A 22,356-nucleotide genomic window follows, 5' to 3' on the forward strand; every position below is an offset into this window, starting at 1 on the left:
TCCCGGTCTGGAAGCAATTCCGTCTGCGCATGACGCGGCAATCCGCGCGCGGTGCACGCGAGGCAAGTGCGCGTCAGCGTCCGCCAAGACGTCGGTTTCGTGATTGGTCCGTGAAACGAACGGCAGGTAAAGGGGAGAGCCGACAGTAACGAAAAATGTACGCTAGACGTCTATTTCTGCTATGAAGCAGGACTGTCGGTGTCGATCCGTTCTGATCTGCACGACCGCAACTGTCACATTTTCGCGGTTTTCGTCGGCTTGTGCTTGCTTGAAAGCGCCGACGTCCCACCTATAGGCGGTGTTGCCCGGCGGGCAGGGGTTTTTAGAAGAAAGCAGTTATGTTAGCGCGAACGAGTGAAGCGAGCAGCACCGAGACGGAGTTGGCTCCCCCGGCGGACGGCCCGGCGAGGGGGGACGCGTTCGATCGCGCACGGCGGCATTCGCGCCGCGTGCGCGTGCTCAAATTCGCCGTGCCGGTGCTGGCGGCGTTGATCGCCATCGCCTTCCCGGTCTATTCCTACCTCGCCGCACCGGTGTCCGTCGCGGTCCAGGCGGAAGGCACCGCCTTTTCCAACGGCAAGCTGGTAATGGCCAACCCCAAGCTCAACGGCTTCACCAAGCAGAAATTGCCCTATTCCATGACGGCTTTGCGCGCCATACAGGACGTCAGCACGCAAGGCATCATCGAACTCGACGGCATCGACGCCAAGGTGCCGATCGCGGCCGACAATGTCGCTGCGATCAAAGCCACGCATGGTACCTACGATCGCGAAGGCAATACGATGCACCTGACCAGCGACGTCACGATCGCCACGACCGACGGCCTTCAGGCCAGGTTCAAATCGGTCTTCCTCGACATGGGCAAAGGCACTATGAAGACGGATGACCCGGTGGACGTCAGCCGTGACGGGTCGCAGATTACCGCGAATTCCTTGTCGGTGCAGGACAATGGCAAGGTTCTGGTGTTCGAGAACAAAGTGCGCGTCAATATCGATCCCGCCAATCTGAAGGCGGCAGAGGCAAAGGGCGAAGAAGCGAATGTGGCTCATTAGTTCGACACGGGTTGCCGCCGCAGCTTCGGCGCTGCTTTTGCTGGGGCTTGCGCCGGCGCTGGCGCAATCCAGCGCCGAGAGCGCGTCCGGGCTCAAACTATCGGGGGACAAGCCCATTCAGATCGAAAGCGACAAGCTGGAGGTCCGGCAGGCGGACAACGTCGCCGTGTTCACCGGCAACGTCACCGTCGTGCAGGGACCGACCCTGCTCAAGTCCGGCAAGATGATGGTCTACTACGTCAAGGACCCGAACGCGGCCGCAAAGGGGACGGAAGCAGCGGGAGCGGCGATGACCGGCTCGGCCAACATCGACCACCTTGAAGTCAGCGGAAAAGTTTACATCAAGTCGAATGACCAGATCGCGACCGGCGACAATGGCACCTTCGACATGAAGACGCAGGTGCTGGTCCTGTCCGGCAAGGAAGTGGTGCTGTCGCAAGGCCCCAATGTCCTCAAGGGCTGCAAGCTCACCGTGCAGATGAAGACAGGCCTCGCCAATGTCGACGGCTGCGGCGGACGTGTCATCATGTCGATGACGCCACCGCCGAAATCGGGAGCGACGAACCCCTGATGGCCAGCCTGTCGTCGCTGACGGCGCGTCTTCCGGGGCGGGCCGCCGGCAAGGTTTCGGCTCCGGCCACGGTCACCGCCGATAAGGCGAAGTTCAAGGGAACCTTGATCGCCAAGGGCCTGACCAAGAGCTACAAGGGTCGCAAGGTGGTCAGCGGCGTCACGCTCGGGGTGCGTGCCGGCGAGGCCGTCGGGCTGCTCGGTCCCAACGGCGCCGGCAAGACCACCTGTTTCTACATGGTCACCGGCCTGGTGCCGGTGGACGAGGGCACGATCGAGATAGACGGCTTCGATGTCACCTCCATGCCGATGTACCGGCGTGCGCGTTTGGGCATCGGCTATCTGCCGCAGGAGGCCTCGATCTTCCGCGGCCTCAGCGTCGAGCAGAACATTCGCGCCGTGCTGGAAGTGGTCGAAAAGAGCCGCAAGGAGCGCGAGCGCAGCCTCGACGAACTGCTCGAGGAGTTCCACATCAGCCATCTGCGCAAGGCGCCGTCGATGTCGCTTTCCGGCGGCGAACGTCGGCGCTTGGAGATCGCGCGTGCGCTGGCCACGCGTCCGGCTTACATGCTGCTCGACGAGCCTTTCGCCGGTATCGACCCGATCGCCGTCGCCGACATCCAGCAATTGGTGCGTCATCTGACGGCGCGCGGCATCGGCGTGCTCATCACCGATCACAATGTGCGCGAGACGCTCGGCCTGATCGACCGTGCCTACATCATCCATGCCGGCCAGGTGCTCACCCATGGCCGGGCCGACGAAGTGGTCGCAAATCCCGATGTGCGGCGGCTCTATCTGGGTGAGGGATTCACGCTTTGAGCGTGAAATTTGTTTCCTGACGCGATTTTTTGCCTGTCAGGGGCTGTTTTCTCGCGATTTTGCTCCGGGATAACGCTCCGGTAAGCGGGTTTTGCTAGCGTTTGCCTTGACAAGCAAAAGCCGGGCCAGTTTCTATCGGTTCGCGAAATTTCCTTCCGGCAGTCCGGATGCAGACGAGGCGTTTGAAACCGAACCATGGCGTTGGCGGCGAAACTACAGCTACGACAATCGCAGTCGCTGGTGATGACGCCGCAGCTGATGCAGTCGATCCGGCTGCTGCAGTTCACCCATGCCGAACTCGAGCACTTCATCGACGAGGAGATCGAGCGCAATCCGTTGCTGGAGCGCGCCGAGCCGCAGGACGATGCCGCCGGCGACCAGGTGCCGAGGACCGAGGCGGCACCGGAAACGACCACCGACGGCGACTGGTTCGAGACCGAAGCGGGATGGAGCGCCGAGGCGATCTCGGAAAAGCTCGACACTTCGCTGGAGAATCTGTTCCCGGACGACCCGGGCACCAGCGAGCGGCTCGGACCAGACCTCACGGCGCAGTGGAAATCGGCGACCGGCAATGGCAGCACTTCCTCGTCCGATGGCTTCGACGCCGGTGATATGGCGGCGACCGCGATCACGCTGCGCGATCATGTCAGCGAGCAGATCGCGCTCGCCTTCGCCGATCCGGCGGCGCGCCTGATCGCCGGCGAACTCGCAGACGGCCTCGACGAGACCGGCTATATGCGCGCGGATACGGCCGAGATAGCCTCGCGCCTTGGTAGCAGCCCCGACGCCGTGGCCAAGGTGCTGTCGGTGTGCCAGACCTTCGAGCCGGCAGGCCTGTTCGCCCGCGACCTTGCCGAATGTCTGTCGCTGCAACTTGCCGTGCGCGACAGGCTCGATCCGGCGATGAAGGCGCTGGTTGCCAACCTCGAACTCCTGGCGCGCCGCGATTTCCACACGCTGAAGCGGATCTGCGGCGTCGACGAGGAGGACCTGCTCGACATGCTGACCGAGATCCGGGCGCTCGATCCGCGGCCGGGCATGGCATTTTCGGGCGGCGCCAGCGACGCCGTCATTGCCGATGTCGAGGTGCGCGCGGCCAATGACGGCAGCTGGACTGTCGAACTCAACGCCGAAACGCTGCCGCGCGTGCTGGTCGACCACATCTATTTCGCCCAGGTTTCGCCGCACGCCAAGAACCAGGCCGAAAAGGATTTCCTGGCCGAGTGCCTGCAGAACGCCAACTGGCTGACGCGAAGCCTCGATCAGCGGGCAAAGACCATTCTCAAGGTCGCATCGGAGATCGTGCGCCAGCAGGATGCCTTCCTCGTCCATGGCGTGCGCCAGCTGAAGCCGCTCAACCTGCGCACGGTGGCCGACGCGATAGGCATGCACGAATCGACCGTCAGCCGGGTTACCGCGAACAAGTACATGCTGACGCCGCGCGGCGTGTTCGAACTGCGCTATTTCTTCACCGCCTCGATAGCCGCGTCGGGCGGTGGCGAGGCGCATTCGTCGGAAGCGGTGCGCGACCGCATCAAGCAATTGATCGACGAGGAAAAAACCGTCGACGTCCTGTCCGACGACGCGATCGTCGACATGTTGCGCGAAAGCGGCGTCGATATCGCCAGGCGCACGGTCGCCAAATACAGGGAAGGCATGAATATCCCGTCCTCGGTGCAGCGCCGGCGCGAGAAGCGGGCCCTTGCCAGCGCCGGGCGCTAGGTTCGGCGATTTTCCACAGCCTTCGCGCTTCATTGACAAGCTGCGGTGAAGTGGCTAGAAGCCCGCCCGCATGAGACGGGCTCGACGCCCGCTAGCGGATGGTCCGTCACGACAATGGCCTAGGGATGGTCAAGAAGGCGGCTTGTGATCAACCGGAAAGTTTGGATTTAAATCGGCGCGAGTGACGCCGCAAAGCTTGTGCGCACAGACCACGAGTATAAACTCCGGCCAGTTTGAAGCCTGAGCAAGGAAGGTCAGTTTTCAGATGAATCTGCGCATATCGGGAAAACACATGGATATCGGCGATGCGTTCCGTACGCGCATCAACGATCGTGTCGGCGAGGCAATCGGCAAATATTTCGACCGCGGCTTTGCCGGACATGTCACCGTCATCAAATCGGGCTCGCGCTATTCGGCGGATTGCATGATCCGGCTGGATTCCGGCGCTTCGCTGCAGGCGACCGGCGATGCCCAGGACCCGACGCTGGCTTTCGAGGCCGCGGCGGATCGTCTGGAAACCCGGCTTCGGCGCTACAAGCGCCGGCTGAAATCGCACAATTCGGGCAATGGCGAGCTCACCGATATCGCATACACGGTGATGGCGCCGCTTGCCGATGACGACGAGGACATTCCGGAGGATTTTGCGCCGGCCATCGTCGCCGAATCGACCATGACGCTGAAGACCATGTCGGTGGCGTCGGCGGTCATCGAACTCGACACCAAGGACAGTCCGGTCTTCGTCTTCCGCAACGCCGGAAACGATCACGTCAACATCGTCTATCGCCGGCCGGATGGGAACATCGGCTGGATCGACCCGTCCACGACCAAGGTCGCACAAGCGTGACGACCGAGGTCGCACAGGTGACGACCGAGGTCGCACAGGGATAAAACCGGCCGCACGAGGGGTGGGGACTGGTGACGGCAGGCGAACAAGGGATTTTCAAGCATGGATCTGAGCGATCTCATCAACGTTCCGGCGATATTGCCGGCGTTGAAGGCCAACTCCAAGAAGCAGCTTCTGCAATTGCTGTCGGAGAGGGCGGCCGCGATATCAGGCATTCCTGAGCGGGAGGTGTTCGACACCATTCTGCAGCGCGAGCGGCTCGGCTCGACCGGAGTCGGCAACGGCATCGCCATTCCGCACGGCAAGCTGGCCGGCGTGAAGCGCATCGCCGGCGTGTTCGCCCGCCTGGAGACGCCGGTCGACTTCGAGGCGCTAGACGACCAGCCGGTCGACCTGGTGTTCCTGTTGCTGGCCCCTGAAGGGGCCGGCGCCGATCATCTGAAGGCGCTGTCGCGCATCGCGCGGGTGCTGCGCGATGCCGATACGGTGGCCAAGATCAGAGGAACGCGCGACGCCGTGGCGATCCACGCCCTTTTGTCGGACACCCAGGCCTCGCACGCGGCCTGACGTTTTCTGGATGAACGATGGTCGAGGGCCGCCACGGGCGGCCCCGTTCGTTTTCAGCGGGAAATCGCCTTAATGAATGGCGACCGTGGTCAGGTCGTTTTCCATGGCGCCGGCCAGCGCGCGGTCGCGCGCATCCGAAAGCAGGATCGGCTGGCCATTGGCGGCAAACAGCGCCCACAATTCCATGCCGGGCGCGATTTCGCCAATGCCCGGGAAACGGCCGAGCAGTTCCTCGCTCGTGACCTTGCGCAAATAAGCGACCGAGCCCTCGCCGAGATGGGCGAATTCACCGCTGGTCATGGTGGGATTTTGGTCAGTTCTGGTCATTTCAAGCCTCCTTGGCGCGAGACGCCGCCCTGGTCCTGGGCAGTAGGCCATCCCGCATGAGAGCCATCGGCAAAGATCAGTCTTTCACCGATATGTTTATTTTCCGTACCAGCCGCTCGGCTTCGGGCCGATCGAGATCGATCGACAAAAGGCCGTTCTTCAGCTCCGCCGCGATCACCCGCATGCCATCGGCCAGCACGAAACAGCGCTGGAATTGGCGTGCGGCGATGCCGCGATGAAGAAATTCGCGCTCGGTATCGTCGGTCTGACGACCGCGCACGACCAACTGGTTTTCCTCCGTGGTGACATCGAGATCGCTTTCGGCGAAACCGGCGACAGCGAGCGTGATGCGCAGCCTTTCGGCCTTGCCGTCGGCGCCGCTGAGCCGCTCGATGTTGTAAGGAGGATAGCTGTCGCCGGACTTCGCCAGGCGCTCCAGCGTCTTTTCCATGGCGTCGAAACCCAGGAGAAGCGGGCTGGAGAAAGGCGTCATTCGGCTCATGTTACATTGTCCTCTCAAGAGCGACATAAACTGGAAAAACCCAGATGGCATTTTTCCCGGTGCTCTTGATATGGTCCGCCCCACGACCAAGTTCAAGCCATCAAAACACCCGCCCAAAAAGACCACGTCGTGGACTCACAAGAATGATCGACATGGCGCTTGAAACGGCAGTGAGATGCAAGGAGAAGCGCTGCGCCGGGATTCGTCCCCCGGGCGGAGCAGTTCGGCAGCTCAAGGCCGGTTCGGTGCGTTTCGCATGCTCGCTCGGACGCATGAGCTCATGGCCAAACAAGGAATTGAAATGCCTCAGACACGCAAGATCATCATCGACACGGATCCTGGCCAGGACGATGCCGTCGCCATATTGCTGGCGCTTGGCAGCCCCGAGCTGGAGATCGTCGGCATATCAGCCGTAGCGGGCAACGTGCCGCTGAAGCTTACCGAGAAGAACGCCCGCAAGATCTGCGAACTGGCCGGCCGACCCGACATAAAGGTCTATGCCGGCGCCGTCCGTCCCTTGGCGCGTGAACTGGTTACGGCCGAGGCGGTGCATGGCCAAACCGGCCTCAACGGGCCGCAATTGCCCGAACCGACGATGAAGCTGCAGGATAAGTACGCCGTCGATTTCATCGTCGAGACGCTGATGAAGGAAGAGAGCGGCAGCATCACCCTGTGCGCTCTCGGGCCGCTCACCAATATCGCGCTGGCGCTGATCCGCGAGCCGAGGATCGCGCCGCGCATCAAGGAAATCATCCTGATGGGCGGTGGCTTCTTCGAAGGCGGCAATGTCACGCCGGCGGCCGAATTCAACATTTATGTCGATCCGCACGCGGCCGAGGTGGTGTTGAAATCCGGCATTCCGATCGTGCTGATGCCGCTCGACGTCACCCACAAGGCGCTGACCACCGCCAAGCGCACCCAGGCCTTTCGCAAGCTCGGCACCAAGGTCGGTACCGCAACGGCCGAGATGCTGGAGTTTTTCGAGCGTTTCGACAAGGAGAAATACGGCACCGATGGCGGGCCGCTGCATGACCCCTGCGTCATCGCCTACCTGTTGAAACCGGAGCTGTTCAAAGGCCGCAACTGCAATGTCAGCGTGGAAACCAGCTCGGAACTGACCATGGGCATGACCGTGATCGACTGGTGGGGCGTCACCAAGCGGGAAAAGAACGCCAAGGTGATGGGCGACATCGACCATGACGGCTTCTTCGCGCTGCTGGTGGAAAGGCTGGGGCGGCTTTAGATCCGCCTCCTTACCTTCTCCCCTTGCGGGAGAAGGCGGCCTCGCAAAGCGAGGTCGGATGAAGGTGTTCCAGGGAACGCCAAACTCCGTCAGGCATCCTCAACCGTCTCGGCGCTGCGCACCGATCCACCTTCCCCCACAAGGGGGGAAGGTAAGGCGGCGGTGCTCACTTCGACCGCGAAAATGCCAGCCACAGGCCACCGCCGACCATGAAGCTGCCGCTGATCCTGGACAGGAGCTTGACGCGGCGGGCGGACAGGATGCGACCGGCGCGGCCGGCGGCCAGCGCATAGGTCGAATCCGACATGGCGGCGAAGATCATGGCGGTGAGGCCCATGACGACGATCTGCAGCGAATAATTGCCTTGCGGCGCGATGAATTGCGGAAAGAAGGCACCGAAGAAGATCAGCGTCTTCGGGTTGCTGAGCGCCACCAGCAGGCCCTGCAGGAAAAACCCGCCGCGCGGCTTCCGCGCTGTTCCGTCGGCGTTCAGCTCGCCCTTGGACCGGAACATCTGGACGCCCATCCAGATCAGGTAGGCGGCACCGATCAGCCGCACCCATTCGAACCAGTGCCCCATGCCCGATATCAGCGTGTTGAGGCCGATGCCGACGATGGCGATCATGACCGCCAGGCCGGCCTGCGTGCCGGCGACATTGGCCAGGCCGGCGCGGGAGCCATGGCGGATGCTGTTGGCGATGATCAGCGTGACCGTCGGCCCAGGCACCAGGATGATGACGACGCAAGCGAGGACATAGGCGGCATAGAGTTCCAGCGACATGATTTTCCCTCGGGCAGAATGCCGCCTGCGCGGCGTCCTACAATCAATGCATGACGACGATGCCGGTGCAAGCCGGCACATGAAGCCGCGACATCGCAACGAACCGCTTCAGGCCCCGGGCGGCCACGGCAGCGTCGCTTCATAGGCCGCCGCCGCCTTCAGCACGGCCATGTCGCCGCGCGGCCTGCCGATCAGTTGCATGCCCATCGGCCGGCCTTTGGCGTCGAAGCCGACCGGCACGTTGACGGCCGGACAGCCGCCCATGGTGGCGAGCGCCGAAACCTGCATCCAGCGGTGATAGCTGTCCATCGGCCGGCCGGCGATCTCGCGCGGCCAATGGGTGCCGGCGTCGAACGGAAAGACCTGCGCGGTCGGCAATGCAATGAGCTCGAAGCGGTCGAACAGCGACAGCAGCGCCCGATGCCAGGAGGTGCGAACGACTGAGGCGGCGCGTATTTGGGGCGCCATCAGGAGTTGCGCGTTCTCCACCTCCCAAACGGCTTCGGGCTTCAACAGGGCGCGCCTGGCGGGGTCGTCATAATGCACTTTCAGCGCGCAGCCGCTGCTTGCCTGGCGCAACGTCACGAAAGCCTGCCACAAGGCCTCGAAATCGAAGTCCGGCACCAGTGCCTCGGCCTTGAAGGACGCCTCCTCGAAGCGCTCGAGCGCGGCCTGGCAGAGCTCGAGGATGCCGGGCTCCATGGGCAAATGCCCGCCCAGATCGCCGAGCCAGGCGACACGGCCGCCTTTGGCGGGCATCCGCAGGCCTTCGAGGAAGGAGCCTTGTTTCTCATAGGACAAGGGTGCGTGCGGATGATACCCCGCCTGCACGTCGAGCAGCAGCGCCATGTCGCCGACATTGCGCCCCATCGGCCCATCGACGCCCATCTGGGCATGAAAGGCCTCGACGTCCGGGCCGCCGGGGACGAGCCCCTGCGATGGCCGGAAACCATAGACATTGTTCCAGGCGGCTGGATTGCGCAACGAGCCGCCGAAGTCGCTGCCATCGGCGACGGGCACCATGTCCAGCGCCAGTGCCACCGCGGCGCCGCCGCTCGAGCCGCCGGCGCTCAAATCTGGATCAAACGCGTTCAGCGTCGGGCCGAACACGGGATTGTAGGTGTTGGAGCCGAGGCCGAATTCGGGAACGTTGGTCTTGCCGATGATGATGGCGCCGGCCTTGCGCATGCGCTCGACGAAGAAATCGTCCTCCTGGGGCACGAAATCGGCGAAGATCGGCGAGCCGAAGGAAGTGCGCAGGCCGCGGGTCATTGCGAGATCCTTGACCGCGATCGGCAGGCCGAAGAGCGCACCGGCCCGGTCCGGACGGGCATCGGCTGTGTCGGCCTCGCGCAGGATATCGCTACGATCGCGCAAGGAAACGATGGCGTTGACGAGCGGATTGACGGTTTCGATGCGGTCGAGGAATGCCGTCACCATCTCACGGACCGAAAGTTTCCTTTGCCGGATCGCGTCGGTCAGTTCGACGGCGGACAGGCGGCATATGTCGCCGGCCGGTGGCGCGGCATGCTTCGTCTGGGGGCGCATTCCGGTTGTCTCAGCGGGATTTCAGGAGTGCCTGGTCGACATCGGCGGCCAACGGGATGGCCGGCTGGGCGCCCGGCTTCAGGCATGCCAGCGAGCCGGCCGCGCCGGCCCGGGCGAGCGCCTGCTCGAGGGGCAGGCCCGACGACAGGCCGGCGGCGAAATAGCCGCAAAAGGTGTCGCCTGCACCAACCGTATCGACCGGGGTGATCTTCAATGCGGGAACGGTCAGGGAATCGGTCGGCGTCGCCGCCATCACGCCGTCGCCGCCGAGCGTGACGACGATGGTGCGGCCGGTTTTCCCGGCAAAGTCGCCCATCCGTGCCGCGCGGTCGCGCCCGCTCAGCGACAGCACCTCGCCATAGAGGTCGAACTCGGTCTCATTGGCGACGACATAGTCGGCCTTGCCGAGCAAGCCGGCTGCGTCGCGATGGAAGGGCGCGGTGTTGAGCACGGTGACGGCGCCGGCCGCGCTTGCCTGATCGAGCGCGGCATCGATCGTCGCGAGCGGGATCTCGTGTTGCAGAAGCACGACATCGCCCTTTTTCAGAAAGGTCTTGGAGAGGTCTCCGGGCACCACGGAAGCATTGGCACCCGGCACCACGGCGATGATGTTCTCGCCGTCGTCGCCGACCATGATCAGCGCGGTGCCGGTCGAGGCAAAAGTTTCGCCCACGCCAGACAAATCCACCCTGGCCTGGCGCAGCAGGGCCAGGGCCTCGACGGCGAAATTATCCTTGCCGACGGCTCCCACCATACGCACCTTGGCGCCGGCGCGCGCGGCGGCCAACGCCTGGTTGGCGCCCTTGCCGCCGGGCGCGGTGGCGAAACCGGAGCCGCTCACCGTCTCGCCAGGGCTCGGCAAGCGGTCGACATTGGCGATAAGGTCGAGATTGATCGAGCCGACGACGATGATCAAGGAATGCCTCCTCATGAATGAGCGGGAAGCTATCCTGTAAGATCGTTGCTTTCCAGTGCATGTCGATATGGCAAGCGCCGTGGCGCCGCACTGTGCGAGTCAGCGGGCGTCGTCGTATTCGGCATGACAATGCCGGCGGCAGGTTCGCCGGCGTTCCCGATTTCAAGAGGTGACCTGTCCAGCCTCCCAGCCCAGAATGGCGCGCTTGCGGGTCAGGCCCCAGTGGTAGCCGGTGAGGTCGCCGGACTTGCCGATGGCGCGGTGGCAAGGCACCACGAAGGAGAGCGGGTTGGCGCCGTTGGCGGCGCCGACGGCGCGGCTGGCGCTTGGCGCGCCGATGCTGGCGGCAATTGAGGAATAGGTGCGAGCCTTGCCCATGGGAATCTGGAGCAAGGCCTCCCAGACGCGAACCTGGAAGTCGGTGCCGATCATCACGACATGCAGCGGCTGGTCCGGGCGCCACAGCGTCGGGTCGAAGATACGCGCGGCGTAGGGGCCGGTCGCGGCCATGTCCTCGACATAGACGGCATTCGGCCAGCGGCTGGACATATCGGCGAAAGCGGCGCGTTCCTCGCCCGGATCGCTGAAGGCGAGGCCTGCAAGCCCGCGGTCTGTGGCCATGATCAGGGCGGTGCCGAATGGCGAGGTATGATAGCCGTAGCGGATGGTGAGCCCGGCGCCGCGCGTCTTGTAATCGCCCGGCGACATCGCCTCATGGGTGACGAACAGGTCGTGCAGCCGGCCGGGGCCGGACATGCCGAGCTCGAACGAGGTTTCGAGCAGCGGCATGCCGGAATCGAGCAGCCTGCGGGCATGGTCCAGCGTCACCGCCTGCAGGAATGCCTTGGGCGACAGGCCTGCCCAGCGTGTGAACAGCTTCTGCAGGCCGGTCGGCGTCTCGCCGACCTCCTCTGCAAGCTCCTCGAGAGAAGGCTGATCGCGATAGTCGAGGCTGATCTTCTCGATGGCGCGGCGCACGATTTCGTAGTCGTTGCCTTCGGGCGTGATGTCCTTCTTGAGGACTGCTGTCTGTGTGCTCATGGGACTTCTCCTTGAGCCGGAATATCAGCCCTTGGGGCGTCGATCGCCACCCGAAACTTGCCTTCTTGCGCCGCATACCCAGATAAACTCTGGTTTTGAGCCCAGGAGTCGCCATGGCGGGCGAAAAGGTAAATCTCGCCGGAGCGAAAGAAACCTTGCTGATGACGCTCTACGGCAAGGCGCTGGAAAGCCGGATGCCCCATTCGCTGCTTGGGGATCGTTTCGCCGACGAGGCGGTGCGCAAGATCGACTATGATTTCTCAAGGCTCAAGGTCGACAGAAATCTCGGCATCGGCCTGGCGATCAGGGCAAAGACGCTGGACGTCCGCGTCGAGGAGTTTCTGGCCAGAAATCCTGGGGCCATCGTGCTGCATCTGGGGTGCGGGCTCGACACGCGCATCTTCCGGGTCGGTCCGCCACCAGGCGTTGACTGGTTCGATGTCGACTATCCGGAAGTCATTGAACTCAGGCGCAAGCTATACCCGCCGCGCGACCGCTACCGCCTCATCGCTTCGTCGGTAACTGAACCGGACTGGCTGGTTGAAGTGCCCCGCAACCGACCGGCCATCGTGGTGGCGGAGGGGCTGACGCCCTATCTCCCGGCCGAGGAAGGATTCCGCCTGTTCTCGCGCCTGGTCATACATCTTGCCGGCGGCGACCTGATTTTCGACGCTTACAGCGGTTTCGGCCTGAAGCTGCTGCGCCTCAATCCGGCCGTCAAGGCGACAGGCGCCGAGGTTCACTGGGCGATCGAGGATCCGCACGAACTGGAACTGGCTGTCCCGAAGCTGCGATTCATCGAAGACATTCCGGCCTATAGACCTGAACATGCCGCCCGCATGGGCTGGTCCGCGCAGCTGTTCGTTCGGCTTTGGAAACACATTCCCGCACTGCGCAAGATCGGCAGGCTTTTGCGCTATCGCTTCTAAGTCGTCGTACCACTTGTTCGAAGCGGTCCGGACGCAAACCGTTTCGGCTAGCGCGCCTTGGCGGTGGCGAGCGCACGTGAAAAGGCGGTGGCGAAGCTTTCGCGGGAATCGGGGTCGAGAAAGCCGCCGATCGGCACGGTTTGTCCCTGCGCCTCGACCGCCATCCGGGTGATGCCGATTTCGGCGTGACGGGCGACCGAAAAGCGCGCCCAGAACGGGTTGAAGCGGTGCGCTTCCGATTTTCCCGACGGCGCGGTTTTGCGGATATCGAGGCTGGTGCGCGAGATCGACACCTCCTCGCGGGCGCGGGCGGCACGATAGTTGATGCGGAAGGCAATATAGACGGCGACAACGTCCAGACCGAAGAAGCCGAAAACCGGCCAGGCGCCGCGCGACAGGAAAAAAGCCCCGGTCACCAGCCAGCCGAACAGCAGCGCGCCCATCAGCACGGCGAAGCCGGTCTTGCCCAGAGACCGGTGCGGGGTCAGCAAGGCGCTGAAGAAGGGTTCGTCCGCCTGGAACGAGGCGTTTGTATCGTCCATATCTGGATATTATAGGAAGGAAATGGCAAGCCCCAAGTCCAAAGTACCCGCACAATCCGAAAAGAAGCTACTGGCTGGACGGCGCGACGGCTCGAACGCCAAGCCGCGTCCGAGGCCCGCCCGATCCAGGCCGCTCTACAGTCCGGCGGAGGTGCACGAGATTTTCCGACGCTTTGCCGTCCAGCGGCCGGAGCCGAAGGGCGAACTCGAACACGTCAACGCCTTTACGCTGCTGGTGGCCGTCGTGCTGTCGGCGCAGGCGACCGACGCCGGCGTCAACAAGGCGACGCGAGCGCTGTTCAAGGTCGCCGATACGCCGCGCAAAACGCTCGATCTGGGTGAGGCCAGGGTGGGCGACTATATCAGGACCATCGGTCTGTGGCGCAACAAGGCCAAGAATGTCATCGCGCTGTCGCAGGCGCTGATTCGAGATCATGGTGGCGAGGTGCCGGACAGCCGGGACGAACTGGTCAAGTTGCCGGGGGTTGGGCGCAAGACCGCCAATGTCGTCCTCAACATGGCCTTCGGCCAGCACACGATGGCCGTCGACACGCACATCTTCCGCATCGGCAACCGCATAGGACTTGCGCCCGGCAAGACGCCCGAACAGGTCGAGCAGGGGCTGTTGAAGATCATTCCCGACGAGTATATGCGCCACGCGCATCACTGGCTGATCCTGCATGGCCGCTACGTCTGCAAGGCGCGCAAGCCGGATTGCCCGGCCTGCGTCATCGCCGATCTCTGCAAGGCGCAGGAAAAGACGACCAGCGTGCCGGCGCCGCTGGTCGAGATCGCTCCGCTCGAGGAAACCAGCGGAGTTCAATAAATTAACTCTCCTCCACAAACACCTCTTCGCGCTTCTTCTTGACCGCGGGCAGGAAGACGATGACGAGCACGGCGAGCGCGATGAGGAGCAGGCCGGCGCTGATCGGTCTCGTCACGAAGGCGCTGGGATCCCCACGCGACAGAATCATGGCCCGGCGGAGATTTTCCTCAAGCAGGGGGCCAAGCACGAAGCCGAGCAGCAGGGGCGCGGGTTCGCAGCGCAGTTTGGTCAGGAGATAGCCGAGGAAGCCGAAAAAGGCGACGGCGTAGAGGTCGTAGACATTGGTGTTGACGCTGTAAACGCCGATCGAGCAGAACGCCATGATGATCGGGAAAAGCACGTAGTACGGGATGGTGAGCAGCTTCACCCAGAGCCCGATCAGCGGCAGGTTCAGGACGATCAACATCAGGTTGCCGATCCACATGGAGGCGATAATGCCCCAGAAAAGCGCCGGCTGTTCGGTCGCGACATTGGGCCCGGGCACGATGCCCTGGATGATCATCGCGCCGATCATCAGCGCCATGACCGGATTGGCTGGAATGCCGAGCGTCAGCATGGGGATGAAGGAGGTCTGCGCGCCGGCATTGTTGGCCGATTCCGGCCCGGCGACGCCTGCGATCGCGCCCTTGCCGAATTCTTGCGGATTTTTCGATACCCGCTTTTCGACCGTGTAGGAGGCAAAGGCCGCGAGGATCGCGCCGCCTCCGGGCAGGATGCCGAGCGCTGAACCGATGATCGTTCCGCGCACGATGGGCGCCGCCATGCGCCTGAAGTCGTCGCGGGTGGGCATGAGCCCTGAAACCTTTCGGATCATCACCGAGCGCTCATGCTCGTTCTCGAGATTGCGTAGGATCTCGGCGATGCCGAAGACGCCGACCGCCACGGCGACGAAATTCAGTCCGTCGGCATATTCGGGGATACCGAGCGTGAAGCGCGGCGTGCCGGTGTAGATATCGGTGCCGACAATGCCGAGCAACAGGCCGAGCACGACCATCGCCAGCGCCTTGACGATCGAACCGTGGGCAAGCGCGACCGACGAGACAAGGCCGACGACCATCAGCGAAAAATATTCGGCCGCGCCGAATTCCAGCGCGATCGAGGTCAGCGGCGGGGCGAAGATGGCGACGAGGAAGGTCGACACCGTGCCGGCGAAGAACGAACCGATCGCCGCAATCGCGAGTGCCGCGCCGGCGCGGCCGTTCCTGGCCATCTGATAGCCGTCGATCGCGGTGACCGCCGAGGACGATTCTCCGGGCATGTTGATGAGAATTGCTGTGGTCGAGCCGCCATATTGCGCACCGTAATAGATGCCGGCGAGCATGATGAGGGAGGAAACCGGGTCGCCGATCTGAAAGGTGATGGGCAAGAGCATGGCGATGGTCGCGGTGGCGCCAATCCCGGGAAGGACGCCGATCAGCGTGCCAAGAAGGACGCCGATCAGGCAGAAGCCAAGGTTCGTCAGCGATGAAGCGGTCGAAAAGCCTAGCGCCAGATTGTCGAGGAGCTCCATGCTCATCTCCTCACAATGGCAGCCACGGAGTGAGCCATGGGCCAAAGCGCTGGAACGGAAGGCCGAGCGCGTAGCTGAAGACAAGGAATGCAAACAGGGTCAGGCCGGCCGACAGCACGAACGCGGTCAGCGGTTTCATGCGGCCGCTGGCAAACGATGCGATCAACGCCGTCAGGAAGATTGACGGAATGAAGCCGAGGCCGCGCACCGTCAGGCCGAAGAAGATCGGAGCGGGAAGGATGAACAGCGAGCCGCGCCACGCAATGTAGCCGATCGGATCGCCCTCGAATCGCATCGCCTGGACGAGGATGACGAGGCCAAGCAGGATCAGCACGATCGCCAGCACCAGCGGGAAATAGCCCGGCCCCATGCGGAAGGCGGTGCCTATTTCGAGGCCGAGCGACTGCAACGCGAAAAATGTGCCGAAAACGATGAACAGCGCAGCGCATATGCCGTTCGTCCTGTCGATTGCGAAAGCCTTCATGACGTTCCTCCCAGGCTGCGGGCGCGCGACGATACCGAAGCGAAAACGGGGCGCCGGCGGCGCCCCGTTCAAAACTCAGTCGGCGTACTGGCCGGCAGCTTCGATGATCGGCTTCCAGCGCACGATCTCGCTTTCCAGCTTGGCCTTCAGCGCGGCCGGCGTCGCGTCGGCCTCGGGCGACGGCCTGGTGCCGAGCTCGGCGAAGCGGGCGGCGACGTTCTCGTCCTTCAGCGCGACCTGCAGGGATTTCGACAGCCGTTCGGTGATCGCCGCCGGAGTGCCCTTGGGAGCATAAAGGCCGTGCCAGATGCTGACCTGCACGTCGGGAAGGCCGGCTTCCGTCGTCGTCGGGACATCGGGCAGCACATCGAGGCGCTCCGGCGAGGTGACGGCGTAGGCCTTGATCGTGCCGCCCTGGATCTGCTTGGTGGTGTTGGTTGTCTGGTCGCACATGATGTCGACCTGGCCGCCGAGGAGATCGGTCATGGCCGGGCCGGTGCCCTTGTAGGGGACGGTGACCAGCGGCGTCTTGATAGCGCTCATGAACAGCATGCCGCAGAGATGCGAGGCAGCACCTATGCCGGCATTGGCTACGGTGACGCTATCCTTGTTGGCCTTGGCATACTCGACCAGTCCCTTCAAATCGGTCGGCTCGAGGTCCTTGCGGCCAACGATGGTCATTGGCACCTCGGTGACGAGGCCGACATATTCGAAGGCGTTCAGCGTGTCATAGGCGAGCTTTCGGTAGAGTGTGGCACTGGTGGCCATGCCGATGTGATGGAGAAGCAGGGTGTAGCCATCCGGCTCGGCCTTGGCGACGCGGCCCGCGCCCAGCGTGCCACCGGCGCCGCCGACATTCTCGACGATGACCTGCTGGCCGAGATCCTTCGACATGGCTTCCGCGACGAGACGCGTGACCGTGTCGGTCGGGCCGCCGGCCGCAAACGGCACCACGACCGTGATGGTGCGTTCGGGATAGGTTTGCGCGCCTGCGGCGACCGGACAAAGCGTGACGGCCACGGCGGCAGCCAGAGCGGCGACAAATCTTCTCATCGTGATTTCCTCCCAGGGCTTAAATCTTCAACCGCTGCGCGGAGTTCTCCTCGACACCGGCTGCACGGGTACAACTAGGGCAGGCTAACAGATTGCAATCGTACTCAAATGGCAAAGTGCTGATATCCGCAACCGTTCTGGCTGGCTGCCCATGAGGCGCGGCCGGACCATCGGAGGAACGACTGTTCCGGCTGGATCGGGCCACCCAAACGAGCGCGCATTCTGTCTGGAAGATGATCCGCCCCGGCCTGGCCCTTGTTCGCGGCGGGTGATTTGCTAGGTGCTTTGCAGGTTTAAGCGAGGGCGACCCATGAACCATCACAACACAAGCGGCGTTCCGGTTATCGAAACGGCGCGCGCCATCCTGCGAGCGCACCGGCTGGAGGATTTCGACGCCTATGTCGCCATGTGGGCCGATCCGGTCGTCACCCGCTTCATCGGCGGCAGGCCGCGCACTCGGGAAGAGAGCTGGATGCGCTTCCTGCGTCACGCCGGGCTCTGGTCGCTGCTCGGCTACGGTTTCTGGGCGATCGAGGACAAGGCGACGGGCCGGTTTGTCGGCGAGGCCGGCTTTCACGACCTCAAGCGCGATATGGAGCCGCCGATAGAGGGCATTCCGGAGGCCGGGTGGGCGCTCGCTCCCGCCGCCCACGGCGCCGGCCTCGCCACCGAGATCGTCAGCCGCGTGCTTGGCTGGGGCGACGAGACCTTCGGACGCGGCAAAACCGTCTGCATCATCGACCCCGAAAACACCGCTTCCTTGAACGTGGCGACGAAGTGCGGCTACCGGGAGGTGGCGCGGACCGTCTATCACGAAACCCCGACCATCCTGCTGGAGCGGTTGGCCTGAGCATTCGGCAAGTGTCTAAATTAGCGGTCGTTCCGCAAGGGCGTCGAAATGATCCGAGAACGCCGTCTGCTCCTGATCACCGCGCCGGGACTGGCCATATCTGTTTGCACCGCGGCTTCGCGGGCCGCTTCATCGAGCATCGAGGCATCCTCGCCGAAGGCGCGGGTGGCGCGGGCCGCCGCCTCGAGCAGCGGCCGTCGCATGCGCCGCAGGAAGGCCGCGTCGACGCGTGTGCTCGGGCCGGCCAGGGTCAAGGCGCCAATCAGCACGCGTCCGGGTCCGAACACCGGAGCCGATACGCCTCCCGTCTGGCGGTCGCGGTCGCCGATGGCGAGGCAGTTGCAGGTCTTGCGGATGGTTTCGTAGGGTTCGCCCGGCTGTCCGGAAAACGCCGCCAGCACACGCCCGCCGGAGCCCACCAGCAACGGCAGGACGTCACCCTCGCGGATCGTGTAGCGGATAGGGTGCTTGGACTCGACGCGATAGAGACAGGTGCGCACGTCCCCCGAGCGGACATAGAACGCAACGCTTTCCCAACTTAGCTCGCAGAGATCGCGCATGATCGGCAAAAGGATGTCGACCGCCACGACCGACCGCTGATAGAGCGCGCCGAGCCGGAAGCTGGCCGGTCCGATGCGGTAACGGCCGTCGTCCAGGCGCTCGAGCAATTGTCCGCGCAAAAGCGAATTGGCCAGCCGCAGAATGGTGCTCTTGTAGAGGCCGGTTCGGGCCGCGATCTCGGAAAGGCTGAGCGAGCGGTCCGCCGTGGTGAATGCATCGAGGATGGCAATGGCCCGATCAAGCGCGGCAACACCATCGGCTGACGTGCTCCGGATTTCGATGCCAGCTGGTTTGCCTGCCGAATTCATTGGTCCCCAGTCGAACAAAGGTCGAGCGGCGCGATTGTGTCGCGCAGCTCGAGCATTCTGTCCAGCAGAATATCGTTCCTGTTGACGGAACGCGGTAAAGTCTGCTTGAACTCAAGCACGGGTCTGGTTTCAGGCGCGTTTTTGGCGGGCACCGGAGGAGGTGTCGTGATTTGGAGGAATCCCATGCTGAACAGACGCAGATTTTTGATGAGCACCGCTGCCGCGGGGGCCGCCGGGCTGGTGGCGTCGCGTCTTTCTCCCGCCCTTGCCCAAGGCACGCCGCAGATACAGATTTTCGTGCCGGCGGCGCCCGGAGGCGGCTGGGACCAGACCGCGCGCACGATGGACCAGGTGATGCGCAGCGAGAAGCTGATCTCCGGCTCGCAGATCACCAATGTCGGCGGCGCCGGCGGCACGGTGGGGCTGCCGCAATTCATCAGTCAATGGAACGGCAAGGGCAATTCGCTGATGGTTGGCGGCATGGTCATGGTCGGCGCCATCATCGCCAACAAGGCTGCCAACAATTTGACGCAGGTCACGCCGATCGCCCGGCTCACCGGCGAGTTCGAAGCGCTGGTGGTGCCGGCGGCCTCGCCGTTCAAGACGGCCGCCGATTTCGTCGCCGCGCTTAAAGAGGATCCGACGAAGGTTCCCGTTGCCGGCGGCTCGGCCGGCGGTTCGGACCATATCCTGTTCGGCCTGATCGCCAAGACAGCGGGCGTGCCGGCGACAAACCTGTCCTACGTGCCGTTCGCGGGCGGCGGCGAGGCCCTGTCGGCGCTGCTCGGCAACCAGGTGGCGGCGGGCATTTCCGGCTTCGGCGAGTTCTCCGAACAGGTCAAGGCAGGGGCGCTCAGGCTGCTCGCCATTTCCGCCGACAAGCGGCAGGAGGGCATCGATGCTCCAACGCTGAAGGAAGCCGGCATCGACGTCGAACTGTTCAACTGGCGCGGCGTCTTCGCACCCCCCGGCGTCTCCGATACCGACAAGGCGGCGATGATCACGCTGGTCGAGACCATGGCCAAGAGCGATGCCTGGGCCACGGAATGCAAGAACCGCAACTGGACGCCCATCCTGCTCACCGGCGACGATTATGCGAAGTTCCTCGCCGAGGATACGGCCCGCATCGAAGCCATCCTCAAGGATCTCGGGCTCGCCTGATTTGCCTGAAGCGGGCGGGCCATGGTCCGCCCTTTTTCCTCCCGCCGATCGCATGGACGTGCGATCCACCGGGGATGAAGGTAGGATGAAAGCTGGCTATGGAATGCCGGCTGTCTTGGGAGGACATTCATGAGCACCAGCGACCAGCAGGCTGCGTCCTCGCGCCTTGCCGTGCCCGAACTGCTGATCGGCATCGGGCTTCTGGCCTGTGCCGGGGCGGTTGCCTGGCAGACGCTGGCGATCCCGGTGTCGCCGCTCTACTCCAAGGTCGGCCCCACCGTCTTTCCCTACCTCACCATGTTCGGCCTGGTGGTTCTTTCGCTCCTGCTCATCGTCGCCGCACTGCGCGGCGGCTGGCAGCCGGAAGAGGAAAGGGAGACGCCGACCGACTGGAAGGCGATGGGCTTCGTCGTCATCGGTCTTATCGCCAACCTGCTCCTGATCCAGCCGCTCGGCTTCACCGCGGCATCCGTCATCATGTTCGTTCTGGTCTGCTACGGCTTCGGCAGCCGGCATACGCTGCGCGATGCGCTCACTGGCCTCGTGCTGGCGCTGGCCGCCTATTTCGGCTTCGCCAAGGCGCTCGGCGTCAATATCGGCGCCGGTTTCATCGAGAACCAGCTGAATACGGTGATCGATGCGTTCACCAGCACGCTGGGAGGCTGACGCCATGGAAACGCTAGGCCATCTGGCACACGGTTTCGCCGTCGCCTTCACCCCGGTCAATCTTCTGTGGTGCCTGCTCGGCACCACGCTTGGCACCGCCATCGGCGTGCTGCCCGGCCTCGGACCGGCATTGACCATCGCGCTGCTTCTGCCGATCACCTACCAGGTTGCGCCGGAGGCTTCGTTCATCCTGTTTGCCGGCATCTATTACGGCGCCATGTATGGCGGCTCGACGACGTCGATCCTGCTCAACACGCCAGGCGAAAGCGCCACCATCGTCACCGCGCTGGAAGGCAACAAGATGGCCCGGTCCGGGCGCGGCGGCGCTGCACTTGCCACCTCGGCGATCGGCTCCTTCGTCGCCGGCACGCTCGGCACGCTGGGCGTCGCCTTCCTGGCGCCTATCGTGGTCAGGTTCGCGCTGGCCTTCGGCCCGGCCGAGTATTTCTCGCTAATGGTGCTTGCTTTCATCACGGTTTCGGCGGTGCTCGGCTCGTCCTCGGTGCGCGGCCTGACCAGCCTGTTCGCCGGCTTTGTTATAGGCATGATCGGGGTCGACCTGCAGACCGGCCAGCCGCGCTTCACCTTCGGCATGACCGAACTGCTCGACGGCGTCGACGTCATCATCGCCGCCGTCGGTCTGTTCGCCGTCGGCGAGACGCTCTACATGGCCTCGCGCCGTTATGCCGGCAAGGACGAGATCGTGCCGCTGAAGGGCTCGCTCTACATGACGGCGGCCGAATGGGGGCGCTCGTGGAAGCCCTGGTTGCGCGGCGCCGCGATAGGCTTCCCGATCGGCGCCATGCCCGCCGGCGGCGCCGAGATCCCGACGTTCCTGTCCTATGCCATCGAAAAGAAGCTTTCGAAGCACAAGCAGGAATTCGGCACGGTTGGCGCCATCGAGGGCGTAGCCGGTCCGGAGGCCGCCAACAATGCCTCGGCCGCCGGTGTGCTGGTGCCGATGCTGACGCTCGGCCTGCCGACCTCGGCGACGGCGGCAATCATGCTTTCGGCCTTCCAGAGCTACGGCATCAATCCAGGCCCGCTGCTTCTGACGACACAAGGCAATCTGGTCTGGGGACTGATCGCCAGCCTGTTCATCGCCAACGTCATTCTCGTCATCCTCAACCTGCCGCTGATCGGGCTTTGGGTGCGGCTGCTGAAGATCCCGGCGCCGCAGCTCTATGCCGGCATCCTGGTTTTCGCCACCGTCGGCACCTACGGCATCTCGCAGTCGCCGATCGACCTCGCCATCCTCTATCTCCTGGGTGCGGCCGGCTTCCTGATGCGGCGCTTCGATTTCCCGACCGCGCCCGTCATCATCGGCATGATCCTGGGACCGCTCGCCGAAACCCAGTTCCGCCGCGCCATGACGATCTCGAACGGCGACTGGTCGGTGTTCTACAAGCACCCGCTGTCGCTGACCCTGCTGACGCTGGCCTTCATCGGCCTGGTCGGGCCGCATATCTGGGCCTACATCGAACGCCGCCGGTTGCGCGGGCCGGAGCATGTGCCGGGCGATGCCTGATCGATT

General features: G+C 63.8%; 24 protein-coding genes. 13 read left to right on the top strand and 11 right to left on the bottom strand.

The genetic code is table 11. From position 1 onward, the window contains the following. Nucleotides 1-338: 338 nt before the first annotated feature. The 6 genes from lptC (at nucleotide 339) to ptsN (ending at nucleotide 5,574) form a co-directional block, all read left to right on the top strand. Nucleotides 339-1,052 (top strand): LPS export ABC transporter periplasmic protein LptC, encoded by a 714-nt coding sequence (gene lptC, locus LB551_RS10860; protein ID WP_140500206.1) that lies wholly within the window; start codon nucleotides 339-341, stop codon nucleotides 1,050-1,052. Further along, nucleotides 1,039-1,623, top strand: a complete 585-nt coding sequence (locus tag LB551_RS10865; protein ID WP_140549505.1) for an LptA/OstA family protein — start codon at nucleotides 1,039-1,041, stop codon at nucleotides 1,621-1,623. Before lptC ends, LB551_RS10865 begins: the two co-directional genes overlap by 14 nt. Continuing rightward, complete coding sequence (lptB, locus tag LB551_RS10870) at nucleotides 1,623-2,441, top strand: LPS export ABC transporter ATP-binding protein (protein ID WP_140500202.1); 819 nt, start codon at nucleotides 1,623-1,625, stop codon at nucleotides 2,439-2,441. Before LB551_RS10865 ends, lptB begins: the two co-directional genes overlap by 1 nt. A gap of 195 nt (nucleotides 2,442-2,636) precedes the next feature. Beyond that, nucleotides 2,637-4,163: an RNA polymerase factor sigma-54 gene (gene rpoN, locus LB551_RS10875; protein ID WP_224659164.1), complete on the top strand. Its 1,527-nt coding sequence runs from the start codon at nucleotides 2,637-2,639 to the stop codon at nucleotides 4,161-4,163. A gap of 265 nt (nucleotides 4,164-4,428) precedes the next feature. After that, nucleotides 4,429-5,007, top strand: a complete 579-nt coding sequence (hpf, locus tag LB551_RS10880) for a ribosome hibernation-promoting factor, HPF/YfiA family (RefSeq protein WP_140640552.1) — start codon at nucleotides 4,429-4,431, stop codon at nucleotides 5,005-5,007. 102 nt (nucleotides 5,008-5,109) lie between these two features. After that, nucleotides 5,110-5,574, top strand: a complete 465-nt coding sequence (gene ptsN, locus LB551_RS10885; protein WP_135898701.1) for a PTS IIA-like nitrogen regulatory protein PtsN — start codon at nucleotides 5,110-5,112, stop codon at nucleotides 5,572-5,574. A 69-nt stretch (nucleotides 5,575-5,643) separates the two neighbouring features. On the opposite strand, the gene LB551_RS10890 is transcribed toward ptsN, so the two are convergent. Both LB551_RS10890 and LB551_RS10895 read right to left on the bottom strand, forming a co-directional pair. Then, the gene (locus LB551_RS10890) at nucleotides 5,644-5,901 is read right to left on the bottom strand and encodes a DUF1150 family protein (protein WP_140685808.1); all 258 of its coding nucleotides are present in this window, start codon (nucleotides 5,899-5,901) and stop codon (nucleotides 5,644-5,646) included. Between the two features lie 76 nt (nucleotides 5,902-5,977). Beyond that, nucleotides 5,978-6,403, bottom strand: coding sequence for an Hsp20 family protein (locus LB551_RS10895; protein ID WP_137932813.1), 426 nt, complete (start codon nucleotides 6,401-6,403; stop codon nucleotides 5,978-5,980). A gap of 301 nt (nucleotides 6,404-6,704) precedes the next feature. On the opposite strand from LB551_RS10895, the gene LB551_RS10900 reads away from it, so the two are divergent. Further along, nucleotides 6,705-7,646: a nucleoside hydrolase gene (locus LB551_RS10900; protein ID WP_224659165.1), complete on the top strand. Its 942-nt coding sequence runs from the start codon at nucleotides 6,705-6,707 to the stop codon at nucleotides 7,644-7,646. 166 nt (nucleotides 7,647-7,812) lie between these two features. Here LB551_RS10900 and LB551_RS10905 read toward each other — a convergent pair whose 3' ends face one another. The 4 genes from LB551_RS10905 to LB551_RS10920 form a co-directional block, all read right to left on the bottom strand. Further along, entirely contained in the window at nucleotides 7,813-8,427 is a 615-nt protein-coding gene (locus LB551_RS10905) for a LysE family translocator (protein WP_140549510.1), read from the bottom strand. Nucleotides 8,428-8,535: 108 nt separating this feature from the next. After that, the gene (locus tag LB551_RS10910) at nucleotides 8,536-9,975 is read right to left on the bottom strand and encodes an amidase (RefSeq protein WP_224659166.1); all 1,440 of its coding nucleotides are present in this window, start codon (nucleotides 9,973-9,975) and stop codon (nucleotides 8,536-8,538) included. Nucleotides 9,976-9,985: 10 nt separating this feature from the next. Next, the gene (locus LB551_RS10915; protein ID WP_224659167.1) at nucleotides 9,986-10,891 is read right to left on the bottom strand and encodes a ribokinase; all 906 of its coding nucleotides are present in this window, start codon (nucleotides 10,889-10,891) and stop codon (nucleotides 9,986-9,988) included. Between the two features lie 162 nt (nucleotides 10,892-11,053). Continuing rightward, complete coding sequence (locus tag LB551_RS10920) at nucleotides 11,054-11,932, bottom strand: methylated-DNA--[protein]-cysteine S-methyltransferase (protein WP_140549513.1); 879 nt, start codon at nucleotides 11,930-11,932, stop codon at nucleotides 11,054-11,056. Nucleotides 11,933-12,045: 113 nt separating this feature from the next. Between LB551_RS10920 and LB551_RS10925 the strand changes: the two genes are divergently transcribed. Beyond that, nucleotides 12,046-12,861, top strand: coding sequence for a class I SAM-dependent methyltransferase (locus LB551_RS10925; protein ID WP_224659168.1), 816 nt, complete (start codon nucleotides 12,046-12,048; stop codon nucleotides 12,859-12,861). 47 nt (nucleotides 12,862-12,908) lie between these two features. On the opposite strand, the gene LB551_RS10930 is transcribed toward LB551_RS10925, so the two are convergent. Continuing rightward, complete coding sequence (locus tag LB551_RS10930; RefSeq protein ID WP_140549515.1) at nucleotides 12,909-13,403, bottom strand: DUF2244 domain-containing protein; 495 nt, start codon at nucleotides 13,401-13,403, stop codon at nucleotides 12,909-12,911. A 22-nt stretch (nucleotides 13,404-13,425) separates the two neighbouring features. Here LB551_RS10930 and nth point away from each other — a divergent pair, with 22 nt between their 5' ends. Then, complete coding sequence (gene nth, locus LB551_RS10935) at nucleotides 13,426-14,229, top strand: endonuclease III (protein ID WP_224659169.1); 804 nt, start codon at nucleotides 13,426-13,428, stop codon at nucleotides 14,227-14,229. A 1-nt stretch (nucleotide 14,230) separates the two neighbouring features. On the opposite strand, the gene LB551_RS10940 is transcribed toward nth, so the two are convergent. The 3 genes from LB551_RS10940 to LB551_RS10950 all read right to left on the bottom strand — a co-directional run bounded on the left by LB551_RS10940 (nucleotide 14,231) and on the right by LB551_RS10950 (nucleotide 17,276). Then, nucleotides 14,231-15,739 (bottom strand): tripartite tricarboxylate transporter permease, encoded by a 1,509-nt coding sequence (locus tag LB551_RS10940; protein WP_140549517.1) that lies wholly within the window; start codon nucleotides 15,737-15,739, stop codon nucleotides 14,231-14,233. 10 nt (nucleotides 15,740-15,749) lie between these two features. Next, complete coding sequence (locus LB551_RS10945) at nucleotides 15,750-16,223, bottom strand: tripartite tricarboxylate transporter TctB family protein (protein WP_224659170.1); 474 nt, start codon at nucleotides 16,221-16,223, stop codon at nucleotides 15,750-15,752. A gap of 75 nt (nucleotides 16,224-16,298) precedes the next feature. Further along, nucleotides 16,299-17,276, bottom strand: coding sequence for a tripartite tricarboxylate transporter substrate-binding protein (locus tag LB551_RS10950; protein ID WP_224659171.1), 978 nt, complete (start codon nucleotides 17,274-17,276; stop codon nucleotides 16,299-16,301). Nucleotides 17,277-17,586: 310 nt separating this feature from the next. Here LB551_RS10950 and LB551_RS10955 point away from each other — a divergent pair, with 310 nt between their 5' ends. Then, nucleotides 17,587-18,126 carry a GNAT family N-acetyltransferase gene (locus LB551_RS10955; protein WP_224659172.1) on the top strand — a complete coding sequence of 180 codons (540 nt, stop codon included), beginning with the start codon at nucleotides 17,587-17,589 and terminating at the stop codon, nucleotides 18,124-18,126. A gap of 20 nt (nucleotides 18,127-18,146) precedes the next feature. Here the strand turns inward: LB551_RS10955 and LB551_RS10960 are convergent, their stop codons facing one another. Continuing rightward, nucleotides 18,147-18,995 (bottom strand): IclR family transcriptional regulator, encoded by an 849-nt coding sequence (locus LB551_RS10960; protein ID WP_224659173.1) that lies wholly within the window; start codon nucleotides 18,993-18,995, stop codon nucleotides 18,147-18,149. 183 nt (nucleotides 18,996-19,178) lie between these two features. Between LB551_RS10960 and LB551_RS10965 the strand changes: the two genes are divergently transcribed. The 3 genes from LB551_RS10965 to LB551_RS10975 all read left to right on the top strand — a co-directional run bounded on the left by LB551_RS10965 (nucleotide 19,179) and on the right by LB551_RS10975 (nucleotide 22,350). Then, nucleotides 19,179-20,156: a Bug family tripartite tricarboxylate transporter substrate binding protein gene (locus LB551_RS10965; protein ID WP_224624039.1), complete on the top strand. Its 978-nt coding sequence runs from the start codon at nucleotides 19,179-19,181 to the stop codon at nucleotides 20,154-20,156. A 129-nt stretch (nucleotides 20,157-20,285) separates the two neighbouring features. Further along, complete coding sequence (locus LB551_RS10970) at nucleotides 20,286-20,822, top strand: tripartite tricarboxylate transporter TctB family protein (RefSeq protein WP_140549522.1); 537 nt, start codon at nucleotides 20,286-20,288, stop codon at nucleotides 20,820-20,822. A gap of 4 nt (nucleotides 20,823-20,826) precedes the next feature. Next, entirely contained in the window at nucleotides 20,827-22,350 is a 1,524-nt protein-coding gene (locus LB551_RS10975) for a tripartite tricarboxylate transporter permease (protein WP_140549523.1), read from the top strand. Nucleotides 22,351-22,356 lie beyond the last annotated feature (6 nt).

This window comes from Mesorhizobium sp. BR1-1-2, from assembly GCF_020165435.1.
Classification (GTDB): Bacteria; Pseudomonadota; Alphaproteobacteria; order Rhizobiales; family Rhizobiaceae; genus Mesorhizobium.